This is a genomic window from Shinella sp. OV683 (assembly GCF_057787725.1).
In genome coordinates this window covers 4,300,763-4,314,307 of record NZ_CM173543.1, presented here as the reverse complement: position 1 = coordinate 4,314,307, position 13,545 = coordinate 4,300,763, and the positions used below count along the sequence as shown (strand labels likewise).

14 protein-coding genes are annotated in these 13,545 nt (G+C 57.9%); 7 read left to right on the top strand and 7 right to left on the bottom strand.

Features of this window, described 5'->3' with window-relative positions:
* Nucleotides 1–65: 65 nt before the first annotated feature.
* Both ACXHRN_RS20845 and ACXHRN_RS20840 read right to left on the bottom strand, forming a co-directional pair.
* Nucleotides 66–833, bottom strand: coding sequence for a Stf0 family sulfotransferase (locus ACXHRN_RS20845; RefSeq protein WP_488638213.1), 768 nt, complete (start codon nucleotides 831–833; stop codon nucleotides 66–68).
* A gap of 84 nt (nucleotides 834–917) precedes the next feature.
* On the bottom strand, nucleotides 918–1,862 hold the full coding sequence (locus tag ACXHRN_RS20840) for a nucleoside hydrolase (protein WP_488638212.1): 945 nt from the start codon (nucleotides 1,860–1,862) through the stop codon (nucleotides 918–920).
* Between the two features lie 160 nt (nucleotides 1,863–2,022).
* Here ACXHRN_RS20840 and ACXHRN_RS20835 point away from each other — a divergent pair, with 160 nt between their 5' ends.
* Nucleotides 2,023–2,454: an Hsp20 family protein gene (locus ACXHRN_RS20835; protein WP_488638211.1), complete on the top strand. Its 432-nt coding sequence runs from the start codon at nucleotides 2,023–2,025 to the stop codon at nucleotides 2,452–2,454.
* A gap of 50 nt (nucleotides 2,455–2,504) precedes the next feature.
* Nucleotides 2,505–2,762: a BQ00720 family protein gene (locus ACXHRN_RS20830; RefSeq protein WP_488638210.1), complete on the top strand. Its 258-nt coding sequence runs from the start codon at nucleotides 2,505–2,507 to the stop codon at nucleotides 2,760–2,762.
* 168 nt (nucleotides 2,763–2,930) lie between these two features.
* Here the strand turns inward: ACXHRN_RS20830 and trmB are convergent, their stop codons facing one another.
* Nucleotides 2,931–3,644: a tRNA (guanosine(46)-N7)-methyltransferase TrmB gene (trmB, locus tag ACXHRN_RS20825; protein WP_488638209.1), complete on the bottom strand. Its 714-nt coding sequence runs from the start codon at nucleotides 3,642–3,644 to the stop codon at nucleotides 2,931–2,933.
* On the bottom strand, nucleotides 3,641–4,906 hold the full coding sequence (gene metK, locus ACXHRN_RS20820; RefSeq protein ID WP_488638208.1) for a methionine adenosyltransferase: 1,266 nt from the start codon (nucleotides 4,904–4,906) through the stop codon (nucleotides 3,641–3,643). The genes trmB and metK overlap by 4 nt, the downstream gene beginning before the upstream one ends.
* A 274-nt stretch (nucleotides 4,907–5,180) precedes the next feature.
* Between metK and blaOXA the strand changes: the two genes are divergently transcribed.
* Nucleotides 5,181–6,020 (top strand): class D beta-lactamase, encoded by an 840-nt coding sequence (gene blaOXA, locus ACXHRN_RS20815; protein ID WP_488638207.1) that lies wholly within the window; start codon nucleotides 5,181–5,183, stop codon nucleotides 6,018–6,020.
* A gap of 141 nt (nucleotides 6,021–6,161) precedes the next feature.
* Here blaOXA and ACXHRN_RS20810 read toward each other — a convergent pair whose 3' ends face one another.
* Nucleotides 6,162–6,584 (bottom strand): helix-turn-helix domain-containing protein, encoded by a 423-nt coding sequence (locus ACXHRN_RS20810; RefSeq protein WP_488638206.1) that lies wholly within the window; start codon nucleotides 6,582–6,584, stop codon nucleotides 6,162–6,164.
* 145 nt (nucleotides 6,585–6,729) lie between these two features.
* Nucleotides 6,730–8,319, bottom strand: coding sequence for an apolipoprotein N-acyltransferase (gene lnt / locus ACXHRN_RS20805; RefSeq protein WP_488638205.1), 1,590 nt, complete (start codon nucleotides 8,317–8,319; stop codon nucleotides 6,730–6,732).
* 358 nt (nucleotides 8,320–8,677) lie between these two features.
* Here lnt and ACXHRN_RS20800 point away from each other — a divergent pair, with 358 nt between their 5' ends.
* From ACXHRN_RS20800 to ACXHRN_RS20790, 3 genes are all read left to right on the top strand, one after another.
* Nucleotides 8,678–10,102 carry a mannose-1-phosphate guanylyltransferase/mannose-6-phosphate isomerase gene (locus ACXHRN_RS20800; RefSeq protein ID WP_488638204.1) on the top strand — a complete coding sequence of 475 codons (1,425 nt, stop codon included), beginning with the start codon at nucleotides 8,678–8,680 and terminating at the stop codon, nucleotides 10,100–10,102.
* A 59-nt stretch (nucleotides 10,103–10,161) separates the two neighbouring features.
* Nucleotides 10,162–11,118, top strand: coding sequence for a tetratricopeptide repeat protein (locus tag ACXHRN_RS20795; protein ID WP_488638203.1), 957 nt, complete (start codon nucleotides 10,162–10,164; stop codon nucleotides 11,116–11,118).
* A gap of 249 nt (nucleotides 11,119–11,367) precedes the next feature.
* A complete protein-coding gene (locus ACXHRN_RS20790) occupies nucleotides 11,368–11,931 on the top strand; it encodes a dual specificity protein phosphatase family protein (protein ID WP_488638202.1) in 564 nt (187 codons plus the stop codon).
* A 14-nt stretch (nucleotides 11,932–11,945) separates the two neighbouring features.
* Here ACXHRN_RS20790 and ACXHRN_RS20785 read toward each other — a convergent pair whose 3' ends face one another.
* The gene (locus ACXHRN_RS20785; protein ID WP_488638201.1) at nucleotides 11,946–12,434 is read right to left on the bottom strand and encodes a group II truncated hemoglobin; all 489 of its coding nucleotides are present in this window, start codon (nucleotides 12,432–12,434) and stop codon (nucleotides 11,946–11,948) included.
* A gap of 214 nt (nucleotides 12,435–12,648) precedes the next feature.
* Between ACXHRN_RS20785 and ACXHRN_RS20780 the strand changes: the two genes are divergently transcribed.
* Complete coding sequence (locus tag ACXHRN_RS20780) at nucleotides 12,649–13,422, top strand: amino acid ABC transporter substrate-binding protein (RefSeq protein WP_488638200.1); 774 nt, start codon at nucleotides 12,649–12,651, stop codon at nucleotides 13,420–13,422.
* The last annotated feature ends 123 nt before the right edge of the window (nucleotides 13,423–13,545 follow it).

The window sequence follows — 13,545 nt, the reverse complement described above, 5'->3', positions numbered from 1 at the left end:
GACTGCAACATTGAATCCTTCCCCCACGTCTTGGGGGAAGGAATTTGCCGTTTGACCGGTCGCGGTCAGATTGACAAAGCACCTGTCTCATCGCGAAAGCGCGATGCCCAATTCCGGTTTTCGAAATCGCTCATCTTTTTTGTTCCGGGTTCAATTGCCTCAGTCACCGCCGTATCGAGGTTCAGGGCAGACAACACCGTCTTCAAAGCGTCCCGTGGGTCCATGGAGAGCATCTCATAGGTCAGGCGTATCGGCGCGATGCCGTTTTGCTCAAACCATTGGTTCCAGGAAAGATCGTGTTCCGCCAGTTCTTCGACGTACTTGGCAATTTCGTCCCGATCGTAGACCAAGCTCCTGGCCGGGCCGGTTCGCTCCAGTTCCTTCCCGTCGGAGGCAACATGCCACAAGCCCGTCTGCATCGCCTTGACGCGCGAGACCGCCTGCAACACTTTGTCGGCTCTGGACAGATGAATGTAGAGCATCTGTCCGAATGCGGTTTCGAAGCGAGCCCGGTCGTTTTCGAGATCTGGGAAAAGGCCTTCGAGCCGCATCGCCAGCGACGGGACGCTTTCCCACATGAGCCGTAGACCGAAGATGTCGGATTCACCTTTGCCCTGTTTGACCACGGCATCTAGATAGCTACGATCATAGACCGATTCCCCTGCGTCTTCCGTCACAGGAACGTTCAGGCGTTCACCCCATCGCAGTATCGACTGTTGGCGAAAGTACGAGGCAGGTCGACCCGCGATACCAGCACTTCCCAAGAGATCGCAGAGCAAAGTGCTGCCGCTTCTCGGTGTCCCGCATATGACGTAAGACTTGACTGGCGGCATGCCCACTGGCCCGTTATCGCGATAAAGGGTTCGACCTATCGGCGTTCGGTGATAGGCGTGTGACAGACCGCGGACAATACCGATTCAGAGCCGTGCCACCCGCTCCGTCAGCAGGTCGAAGAATCCCTGTGCGTCGATGTCCTTCAGCACCAGCGCATTCGGTGCTTTCTTGGTCACCCGCCACCAGTCGATCACGGTCATGCCGAGCGTCAGTTCGGAGTTCAGCTCGACCTCGACATTGCAGTCACGTCCGGCGAAAAGCTCCGGCTTGATGAGGTAGGCGACCGTCGTCGGGTCGTGTAGCGGCCCACCGTCGGAGCCGTATTTCTCGATATCGAAGCGCTCGAAGAAATCCAGCATTTCGGCAAGTGCCACGGCCGGTCGTGTGCCGAGTGCGCGGATCTTCTCGACGCGGGCTTTCAGCGTCAGCACCTTGTGGGTCAGGTCGAGAGTGATCAGCACCAGCTTGATGCCCGACTTGACGACGATGTCGGCGGCTTCCGGGTCGACATAAATGTTGAACTCGGCTGCCGGCGTAATGTTGCCGACTTCGAAATAGGCGCCGCCCATGGCCACGATTTCCTGGATGCGGCCGGCAATATCGGGCGCCTTGATCAGCGCTGCCGCAATGTTGGTGAGCGGCCCCAGTGTGCAGAGCGTCACGGTGCCGACCGGCTCGCGGCGCAGCGTCTCGATGATGAAGTCGACGCCGTTCTGCTCCTGCAGCGGCATCGTCGGTTCAAAGAGTTCGGGGCCATTGAGGCCGGTTTCGCCATGCACGTGCTCGGCCGAGATCGGCTTGCGCTTCAACGGGCGCTCCGAACCGGCATAGACCTTGACGTCGGGACGGTTGGCGAATTCACAAACGATCCGCGCATTCTTGGACGTCCGGGCGAGCGACACATTGCCGGCAACGGTCGTAATCCCGAGCACCTCGATCTCCTCTGGTGAGCCGAGCGCCAGCATGATGGCGGCTGCATCGTCCTGTCCGGGGTCGGTATCGATGATGATTTTACGCGGATTTCCCATATGCACGAATCCCTATCTCCTTGTTTGCGCGCGACTATGGTCCGACAAATCTGGCGATGCAAGTGTCTTGCAAGTGCAGGATTAACACACCATATGTTGTCTGTCGGGCGCTTCATGAAGGCCCGGAAATTGTCGCTTGCAGCCAAGGACATGGAATGAGATGACGAGAGTGACCCCCTTTGCGAGCCCCCTGCTTCTGGGCTTCGATGCTATGGAAAAGACGCTTGAGCGCCTTGCCAAGAGCAACGATGGCTACCCACCCTACAATATCGAGAGACTGAAAGCTGACCCTGAACAAGGCGAACCCGAGCGCTTGCGGATCACGCTGGCGGTTGCCGGTTTTGCCGATGAAGACCTTGATGTCACCACGGAAGAAAACCAGCTCCTTATTCGCGGGCGCCAGAGCGATCAGGGCGAGAAGGAGTATCTTCACCGTGGCATTGCCTCACGCCAGTTCCAACGCTGCTTCATGCTTGCGGACGGAATGATGGTCATCGGTGCAGTCCTGAAAAACGGACTCCTGTCGGTGGACCTCGTTCGGCCGGAGCCGGCGAGAATGGTGCGAAAAATTAACATCTCTGTTTCAGAATGACATTGAGGGGCATACCCCTCGCGTCTTCCGGAACCAGTAGGAGGCAAGACATGGCTACCAGAGCTACCCTGGACAGACTGACCAAGAACGAGTTTGCCCATCTCGGCGCAGGCAAACTCGGCTATATCAGAAAAATGCGGTCGGAAGACGTTTCGCGCGTGTTCCCCGAAGCACCGGACCTCAATCCGGGCCTCGACCTGTGGGCGCTGTTCGGCGCCGATGGCACGCCGATCCTGTTGACCGACAATCGTTCGTCGACCTTCTACAAGGCCGCCGAAGACGAGTTGACGACAGTCAGCCTGCACTAACGCAGGTCTAAGGACCAAGCGGTTCTCCTGCCGATCTTGTCGGCAGGCCGGTTGCAGGCATATGACTGTGCCCATCGGGCATCGCGCGGATAGTAGACACGGTCCTATCTGCGCCGGAACTGCATAATCAACGGCCCAGCTTGAATTTCGCGTCGCTCTATTAGGCGTCTAGCTCTTTCTGAACGTCAGATACGCCGACGACCGGCCCTCTCTCCGCGCCTTGGCTTCGTAGCGTGTGCTCGGCCAGTCCTTGTAGGGCGTCAGCCAGTCCGCGGCATTGCTGGCCAGCCATTCAAAGCCGCCGTGGCGGCTGACATGCTGCAGCGTCCAGTTGACATAGGTGTCGATGTCGGAGGCAAAGCAGAACAATCCGCCCGGCTTCAGCACGCGGTGAAAGCGCTTGAGATTGACATCCGAGACGAACCTGCGCTTCCAGTGGCGCGTCTTCGGCCATGGATCGGGGTAGAGCAGGTCGATCTGGTCGATCGAGCCTTCCGGTAGCCAGTCCAGCACCACGGTGGCGTCATCATCATGCAGGCGGATATTCTTGAGGTCGCGGGCCTCGACCTGGCTCAACAGCTTCGCCATCGAGTTGACGAAGGGTTCGACGCCGATGAAGCCGCAGTCGGGCTCGTTGACGGCGCGATGCACGAGGTGCTCGCCGCCGCCAAAACCGATTTCCAGGCGGATCTTGCTGATCGGAATGCTGTAAAGCAAAGCCAGATCGCCGGGTGCTGGACTGTTCAGGTCCAGGCGAAGTGCGGCCAGCTCTTCCTCGAACAGCCGCACCTGGTTTGTGCGCAAGGGCTTACCCTTGCGCCGGCCGAAGAACGCTTCCGTCGAGCGCGCCTTGCGCTCGTGGTTGTCGTCTTCCGGTGTCACGAAGCGATGGCTTCCTTAAGCGGCTTGACGAGATCAAGCTTTTCCCACGAGAACGAGCCGTCGCGGCCTGCCTTGCGGCCGAAATGGCCATAGGACGAGGTCTTTGCATAGATCGGCTTGTTGAGGTTGAGGTGCCGGCGGATGCCCGACGGCGACAGGTCGATCACCTTGCGGATTGCGGCTTCCACCTGGTCCTCGGTTACCTTCTTGCCGGTGCCGTGCAGGTCGACATAGACCGACAGCGGCTGGGCAACGCCGATGGCGTAGGAGAGCTGGATCGTGCAGCTATCGGCAAGGCCGGCAGCCACGACATTCTTGGCGAGGTAGCGGGCAACGTAGGCTGCCGAACGGTCGACCTTGGTCGTGTCCTTGCCGGAGAACGCACCGCCGCCATGCGGAGCCGCGCCGCCGTAGGTGTCGACGATAATCTTGCGGCCGGTCAGGCCAGCATCGCCGTCCGGGCCGCCGATGACGAACTTGCCCGTGGGGTTGATGTACCAGTTGGCATCCCTAGCGATCGGCAGCGTGCCGAGCGCTTCGCGGATGTAAGGCTCGACAACTTGACGGACCTTGGCCGAATCCCAGCCGGCATCGAGATGCTGGGTGGAAAGCACGATCGAGGTCGCTTCCGCGGGCTTGCCGTCGTTGTAGCGAACGGTGACCTGGCTCTTGGCGTCCGGGCCGAGCTTGCCGGCGTCGCCTTCACCCTTGCGGCGCGCTTCGGAAAGCAGCTGCAGGATGCGGTGCGAGTAGTAGATCGGCGCCGGCATCAGGTCCGGCGTCTCGATGCAGGCATAACCGAACATGATGCCCTGGTCGCCCGCACCTTCTTCGCCCTGCTGATCCGACGAGTTGTCGACGCCCTGGGCGATGTCGGCGGATTGTGCATGCAGCAGCACGTCGATCTTGACCTTTTTCCAATGGAAGCGGTCCTGCTCGTAGCCGATGTCCTTGATGGCCTTGCGCGCTGCGGCCTTGAACTTCGCCGGGTTGACCGCGGGATCGCCATAGGCGTCCTTGACGATCTTGCCGTCCTTGTCCTTCTTCATCAGGCTGTCCGGGACGCGCACTTCACCGGCAATAACGACTCGGTTGGTGGTTGCCAGCGTCTCGCAGGCAATGCGCACGGTCCAGGGATCGACGCCGGTTTTCAGGGCTTCGCGGTAAACGAGATCGACGATTTCGTCGGAAATACGGTCGCAAACCTTGTCCGGGTGACCTTCGGAGACGGATTCGCTGGTGAAGAGATAGGAAGAGCGCATTCGGGATTTTCCCTCAATGAAAAATAACGACGCATCTGTAGTCAGTTCACGGTCGAAAAACAAGCGCACAAGGACATAAATATATCTTTATGTGACTGCTTTGCCATATCAGCTCAAGTCTTGGGCAAGCCTGAAAATCAGTCGCTTTGGCGCGTCCGATTGCGAGTTGTGCCGCATGGCTCCAGACACTTGAATTGATAACGACGCCTCTCGGCCCAACATCGGCCATCTTGCGTTCATAGCGGATATCGGACGCAAGGGGAGAGATATTGGAATGGATTTGCAAACGAGGAAAACCGCTTTATCGAAATCGATCAACATCCTTGCGCTTGCCGCGCTGGTAAGCTCGCTGGCTTTTTCGCCGGCCTCGGCCAGGGACGAGACGGTAGAATGCACCGTGATACTCGACGCGGCGACGGACAAGCCCGTGTATCGCGAAGGCACCTGCGACCAGCGGTTCACGCCAATGTCATCGTTTAAGTTGCCGCTCGCGCTGATGGGCTACGATAGCGGAGTTCTTGCCGACGAGCATGCGCCGCTCTGGCCCTACAAGGCGGAATTCAAAGGTCGCAAACGTGAGCAAAAGTCCGTCGACCCGACAATCTGGGAAACGGATTCGATTGTCTGGTATTCGCAGGAAGTCACGCGTCGCTTGGGCGAGGGGAAGTTCGCCGATTATGTTTCGAAATTCGACTATGGCAACAAGGATGTCTCGGGAGCGCCTGGCAATCAGGGTCTGACCCATGCCTGGCTGATGAAATCGCTGAAAATCTCACCGGACGAGCAGGCCAAATTTGTTTCGCGCATGCTTGCGGGCAAACTACCCGTCAGCGCCAAGGCGCTCGAAATGACACAGAAGATCATTCCGATGTTCCAAAGTGGCGACGGCTGGGTGGTTCATGGCAAGACAGGCAGCGGCTGGATGAGGAACAGCAAGGGTGAGATCGACCGGAATCGCCCAATCGGCTGGTTCGTTGGCTGGGCCGAAAAGGATGGTCGGCAGCTTGTTTTCGCACGGATGAAGATATCACCGAAAGCGGTCAAATCACCATTCGGGCCGATGCTGCGCGCAGCCTTCGTGAAGGATCTGCCTGGTCTGATAAAGGGAAATTGAGGAACTGGGCGAGATCTGCCATCCGCTTGGAAGGTAACCGCCCGACTGATGCGCCTGCCTCACGGGGCAGGGCCTCTGTTCCGGTTGTGGCCTCGTGGCGCCCCGGCACTTTGAGGGCCACAACGGGAAACAGACGAGGTACTATTCCGCTTCGGCTTCAGCAGCCAGAGCTTTGACGAGATCGACGAGCTTGCGGCGGACCTTCTGGTCGTTGATCTTCACGAAGGCGCGGTTAAGCTGCAGACCTTCAGAAGACGACAGGAAATCAACAACATAGTTCGACGAGGAGGCTTCCGCCATGCCAGAAGGCGTATTGGCGGGATTGCCGTCAGGTGCATCCTCAAAGAAGAACGATACTGGTACGTTGAGTATGCCGGAGATAGCCTGCAGACGGCTTGCGCCGACCCGGTTTGTTCCCTTTTCATATTTCTGGATCTGCTGGAAGGTAATCCCGAGGGCTTCGCCCAGCTTTTCCTGGCTCATTCCGAGCATGGTACGACGGAGGCGAATGCGGCTTCCGACGTGAATATCGATAGGGTTTGGCTTTTTCTTGTTTTCGATCATTTTTTTATCCTGACGAGAGTATGGCGTCTTTTCTCTCCGGAAAAGGTGTTTGCGCTAACGCTGCGTTGCAAATCCTCATCGCGGACATTCCGCCATTGCGGGGACATACCCGCTGAAAGTACTATGCCTTTATAGGGGTTTTTGGTCAATTCCGTTTGAAAATAAAACTCAAGCGCGTGATCGCTGCAATCAAAAATATAATTAATTCAAGCAACCCGAAGTTTACGCACTTCGCCATTGTTGTCAGCATTGGAGTTTGTTTAGACGGCAGAATTGTGTCCACGTAACCTTTCGCTCCAAAATCGAGTCCGGAAAGTACATTTCCTCGGGAATCGATGACCGCCGAAATTCCGGTATTCGAATTGCGAATGACCGGCAATCCGGTCTCGATAGCCCGGAGCCGTGCCTGGAAGAAATGCTGCCAGGGGCCGGGCGTATAGCCGAACCAGCCATCGTTGGTCAGGTTGACGATCGCATCCGCGCCGGGGGCGACCTCCGCCACCTCGTCGGGAAAGACAATTTCGTAGCAAATCAGCGGCAAAAGCTTCAGCCCATCCGGCAAGGTCAGCATCTGGTGGCTGCGTGCGGCGCTGAATCCCCCAGGCATTGCGGCGACCGCCACCAGGCCCGTCTTGTCGAGAAACGACTCGAAGGGAAGATATTCGCCGAAGGGCACGAGATGCACCTTGTCGGCGGCACCGATGATCTGCCCCTGCGAGTCGATGACATAGACCGAGTTGTAATAGCGAGGCGGCTGATCGGTGCCATCGTTTTCGGTGCGCACGGCGCCGGCGATCAGGATCTGCCCATCTTCCAGCGTGTCGGCGATCTGCACCAGCGCGTCGGGATTTTGCGTCAGGATGAAGGGGATCGAGGTTTCCGGCCATATCACGTAATCCGGCCGCTTGGCGCCATCCTTGGTGGGTGCCTTTGTCAGCGCCAGATGTTCGTCGAATATCCGTCCGCGTTCCTTGTCGTCGATTTTGGCGGCCTGGTCGATCACCGGCTGCACCAGGCGGACAGTGCGTGTACTGTCGGCGGGCGCCTTTGCGACATTGAGCTGGTAATAGCCGAAGCCGAGATGGGCCACGAGCAGCAGCGCGGCAAGCGCGATCGCCGGCTTCGCACCCCGTCCCGTTGCGATCAGTGCCGGCGATGCGAAGATCAGCACGGCCGCCACATTCATCGCATCTGATCCGGCAACCGAAACCGATTGCATCATCAACGGAAACGGCATGATCGCCTGGCCGATCGCGTTCCATGGGAATCCGGTGAAGACGAAGCTGCGCAGCCACTCGGCAAGCCCGAATGCCCCGGCAAGCGCCAGCAGCCGCACAAAACCGTCCGTCCAGAACAGCCGGGCAAGTGCGGTGGCCAGCCCATAGAACAAGGCGAGATAGGCGGGCAGCCCCACGACAGCTAGCGGCAGGGCCCAGGCAAATTCATCCGCCTCGACCAGCAGTGCATTGCCGATCCACCAGAGGCCTGCAACGAAATAGCCAAGCCCGAACGCCCAGCCGATCAGGAAGGCCGGAAACAGCCGGACGATCAAATTGCGGTCGGGATTGCCGGCGGCACCGTCGAGAAGCCAGACGAGCAGCGGAAAAGAGATAAAACAGACCAGGAAAATGCTGGCCGGAGGTAGCGCCAATGCGGCAAAGGCGCCGGCAATCAGGGCGATGAAGAAGCGTTTCGCCCCTGAACTGAGCGTGACGAAAGCTGCAAGCCGCTCCATGCACAAATCCCATAATGCCGAATCACCCGTGGCGTGCAGTTTTGCAGCAATTTTTAATGACTGTCGCGAAAGGACCGCAAGAATCCTCTTTCTTCGCGCAAGAAAAACGGTGGTCATGCCGTGAGATTAGCCGAAATCATGGCGGATAGAGGTGGCGGGGGGTTAATTAAACATATCGGATGGTTAAGGATAATTCGAAGACAGTGTCGGTGATAAACGTTCGCGAAACGCTTGCGCGTTATGCATGCCGCTGAAATTTTGATGTGGTGCAATGCAGCAAATTGTGCAATGCAATGGCAAAAACCATTCCGATGAAGGTGGACCGGTGGTCCCCGAAACTTTGTGGAGAGAATGAACGATGGCTAGCAATTTGATTGTGCCGGTGATCCTGGCGGGCGGCAAGGGAACAAGGCTTTGGCCGATGTCGCGCTCGCAGCGCCCCAAGCAGTTCCTGGCGCTGACCGGCGATCTCAGCCTTTTCCAGATGACGTTGAAGCGACTCGACGATCCCAGCCGGTATGACAAGCCGATTGTCGTGACCAATGCCGAATACCGTTTTCTTGTCGCCGAGCAGGCTCAGGAGGCCGGCATCGAGCTCGCTGCCGTCGTGCTCGAGCCAGTTGCCCGCAACACGGCTGCGGCGATTGCCGCCGCCGCGCTGATCGCTGCCAAGGGTGGCTCGCGGTTGGTTCATATCCTTGCGTCTGATCATAACATCAAGCTCGACCAGGCCTATCTCACCGCCATCGATACCGCGGCAGCCGCTGCCAAGGCTGGCCGGCTGGTCACATTCGGCATCACGCCGACGTCACCGGCCACAGGCTTCGGCTATGTCGAAGCCGGTCCGGAAGAGAAGACCGGCGCGCATACCGTCAAGCGTTTCGTGGAAAAGCCGAACGAGGACAAGGCGCGCGAAATGATCGCCAGCGGCAATTTCTATTGGAACTCGGGCATGTTCATGTTCGATTCCGCCGTGTTCCTGTCCGAATGCAAGTCGCTGGCATCTGATGTCTACAAGGCCGCCGACGCTTCGGTGAAGGTGGCGCGTGCCGACCTCGATTTCATCCGCCTTGGCGAGAACGAATTTGCTGCCTCGCCGGACATTTCGGTCGACTACGCAATCTTCGAGAAGACCAGGCTTGCCTCCGTCGTGCCGTCGCCGATTCAATGGTCCGATCTCGGCGCTTGGGATGCGGTCTGGAAGGAAAGCCCGGCGGATGCCGATGGCAACGTCACCCGTGGCCCGGTCAATCTCTACAATTCGAAGAATTCGTTTGTGCTGTCCGAAGGCGCGCACATTGCCGTCAACGGGGTCGAGGATGCCGTGGTCATCGCCTCTGAAGATGCCGTCTATGTCGGCCGCCTGTCGGATGCCCAGGATGTGGGCCGCGTCGTCAAGGAGCTGATGAAGAGCCCGAAGACCGCCAAGCTGACGGAAGAACACCGCACCAGCTACCGTCCTTGGGGTGGGTACTCCTCGATCCTGCAGGGCGAGCGCTTCCAGGTGAAGCGGCTGTTCGTCAAGCCGGGCAAGCAACTGTCGCTGCAGAAGCATCATCATCGTTCCGAGCATTGGATCGTCGTGCGCGGTACGGCTGAGGTGCAGATCGGCGACACCGTGCAGATGCTGCGCGAAAACCAGTCCGTCTATATCCCGCAGGGCGACGTCCACCGCCTGACCAATCCGGGCAAGATCTTGCTCGAACTGATCGAGGTGCAAACCGGCTCCTATCTCGGCGAAGACGATATCATTCGGCTTGAGGATACGTTTGGAAGAAGTTAAGCTGCCTAGGAGCATGACGCGCGATTGGCTTGCGCAGTGGCAAGACGGGGTTACGAGACGTGGCAGAGGTCGAGGTGGTATTCTCGTCAGGCAGGATCAAGGCCGAATACCATCTTGTGCCCGACGCAACCTCGGTCGTTGTCTTCTGGCACAATCTGGTTCCGCGACGTGATGGCTTCCTGGAAAGGACCGATCGCAATGATCGGTTCTTTCGCAATCTGGGCATGAGTGCCGTTTGTGTTTATCCCAAGAAGAATGACTGGTATTTGAACGACAGTCTCGACGAACTGGTGAAAACTGTCGCAGTTATTCTTAAGTCATACGATGAGATCATAAACTACGGCTTCAGCATGGGAGGGTATGCTGCAATACTCACATCCGCTGCTTTGGCAGTGGACCGCGTTGTTGCGATCTCCCCCCAATTCTCGGTCGATTCGGAGAAGGTGCCGTTTGAGCACCGATGGCGGCGATACCTGCCGGACGTTGATTTCCAATTCGATCGCTTGCCGGCAGGCGTTCAAGGTATGAAAAATAGTGTCCTGGTGGTTGATCCGACGCACAGGCTCGACCGGATGCACACGGATCAAATTCTGCAAAAGTTCCCAGACTGGCAAGTGATCTACCTTCCGCTCGGAGAGCATCCCGCAACAATGTGTTTGGCAGACACCGGTAGGATCGGCGATTTTTGCGGCGCTTTGTTGCGAGGCGGCTTTAACGCGGCCGAGTTGATTGCGACTCATAGAGCCTCGCGCAGCGCATCCTTTACTTACTGGCAAACTTTCGCACGTCGCGCAGCCGCAAGGCATCCTAAATGGGCACGTCGCGCGATTGAAAAGGCTCTTGAGCTTCCGCCTCGTACGCCGGACGCACTTTTCAGCCTCGGCAACTTCGCGGCTGAAAATCGTATACCAGGCGGCGTTAGAATAATGAGACAGGCCAACAACCTGCATCCGTCGCCGCCGAAATTCTGGCGGCGAAGAATCCAGGAGCTCGTGAATGGAAAGACTGAGGAGTGATCGTGCTCGCCATTCCTCGGGGTTCGATTTCGCATGCGCTCAGCCGCTTTGCGTCGCACCTGTTGGTGTTGGCAAACGGAGGCTTGGTCAAGCGCAACATATATCCGTCATCTCTCTGTCACTTGCGTGATGAATATTCCGCTAGACCAAGTGCGCCGGATAGCTCACAACACTGTAAACTGGCCGCCGTAAATATGCCTTCGTGGCATGAGAGTTAGGGCGATAAACATTGATCGAAGGCAGATCAGCATGAAATTCGTGTCATGGAAGCGTGCAGGTCTCGGAACCGCCTTGTTGGTATTGGCATGCGGCGCCTATTTTGGCGCTATCCAGCTTACCGGCAATTTTGCCGAGGTTATTCCTGGACAGTTCTATCGTTCGGCTCAGCCATCGCCATCAGATATTGCCAATTATGCCAAGCGCTACGGCATCAAGACGATCGTCAATCTGCGTGGCCCCAACAAGGCTTCCTGGTACGCCGACGAAGTCGCCGCTGCCAGCAAGGCCAATATCAAGCTGATTAACTTCAGAATGTCCGCCAGCAAGGCTTTGACGATCGAACAGACCACCAAGCTGATCGCGTTGCTAAAGGATGCTCCAAAACCCATCCTTATCCACTGCAAGTCCGGCTCCGATCGCACAGGCCTGGTCTCGGTGATCTACCTGCAGCAGATCGCCGGCGTCGATGAGGAGACGGCGGAAGGCCAGCTGTCGATTCGCTTCGGCCATATCGGCATTCCGCTTCTGTCGTCGACCTATGCGATGGATCAGACCTGGGAAGACCTGGAGAAGCATTTCGGCCTGCCGGGCTGATCTCGCGTCTCGCTTCAGCTAGCTTCCGCGCCTTTGGCGTTCTTTGGAATATAGGGGCCTCCTGTCTCACCCCAGCCCCATTTCGGCATCGGAGCATTTTCAAACACCTTGGCTCCCGGCTGGGAATTGATGACGGCAAGTCGCGTTCCCCATTCGAGATAACTCACCAGCGCCGAGGCGAATTCTGGATCCGCCGGCAGGCCGAGATCGGTGTAGGTATCGAGCAGCAGGTTGATCCATCGCCTGCGCATCGGCTCGGTCAGGTGCTTGCCGAGATGATGGCGCACCATTTCCGGATGGCCGCCCCGTTGCTCCGAGTAGAGCGGTGGCCCACCAAGCACCTCAGCAAGAAACATTGCGACATGCTCGGGATGGCCCTTGTCCATTCCCGCAAACACCGGGCCGAGCAGCTCGTCCAGCGGAACGCGGCGATAAAACTCATCGGTGAGCTTGTTGAGCGCGGCAATGCCGCCGATCCAGTCATAAAGTGTTGGTACAATCATCCTGCTCTCCCTTGCCGAATTGAATATGTGCAGCGGTCACAGCCTGTACAAGGGACTTGCATCTGTTCGGCAATGCAAGAACACACGCTCCTTCCCGATAAAATGAGAAGAATATTCGCATTTGCCTAATTCCGGCGCAGTTTTCTACGCAACCCTCCATGCACTTGTTTGTTAATGATGGGGTCATCCGCCAATCAGCAAGCTGGAGAAACAAATGAACTGGTTGAAAATCGTCGCAGGTGCCGTCGTCGTTCAGGCCGCCGTGCTGCTGTCCGCCCATGCCGGCGAAAACCTCACCGCTATTAAATCCGCCGGCGTGCTGAAAATCGGCACCGAAGGCACCTATCCTCCTTTCACCTTTCATGATCCGGCGGGCAAGCTGGTCGGCTTCGATGTCGAGATCGGCGAGGCGGTTGCCGCCAAGCTCGGCGTCAAGCCTGAATTCCTGGAAGGCAAGTGGGACGGCCTGATCGCCGGGCTCGACGCCAACCGTTATGACACGGTCATCAACCAGGTCGGCATCACCGATGCCCGCAAGCAGAAATACGATTTCTCCGAACCCTATATCGCCTCCAAGGCCGTGCTGATCGCTCGCGCCGACGATGACAGCATCAAGACCTTTGCCGACCTGAAGGGCAAGAAATCCGCCCAGTCGCTCACATCAAACTTCGGCAAGCTGGCCCAAGACGCCGGCGCAGAACTCGTCGGTACCGATGGCTTCGACCAGTCGATCCAGCTGGTGCTCACCGGCCGTGCTGATGCGACGATCAACGACAGCCTGTCCTTCCTCGACTTCAAGAAGCACAAGCCTGACGCCAATGTGAAGATCGCCGCCGAACAGGCCAATGCCGACTATTCCGGCATCATCATCCGCAAGGGCGAGCCTGAGCTTCTGGCCGAGATCAACAAGGCGCTCGAAGCCATCAAGGCCGACGGCACCTACCAGAATATCTCCGACAAGTATTTCGGCCAGGACGTGTCGAAGTAATTTAGGACCCCGCCCCAAACCCCTCCCCACAAGGGGAGGGGCTTAACCTGCCGAACCGTCCCCCTCCATTTTCAGCACTGCCATGTCTGGCAAGGATCGTTCGGGCACCTCGAGCGCTGCGGA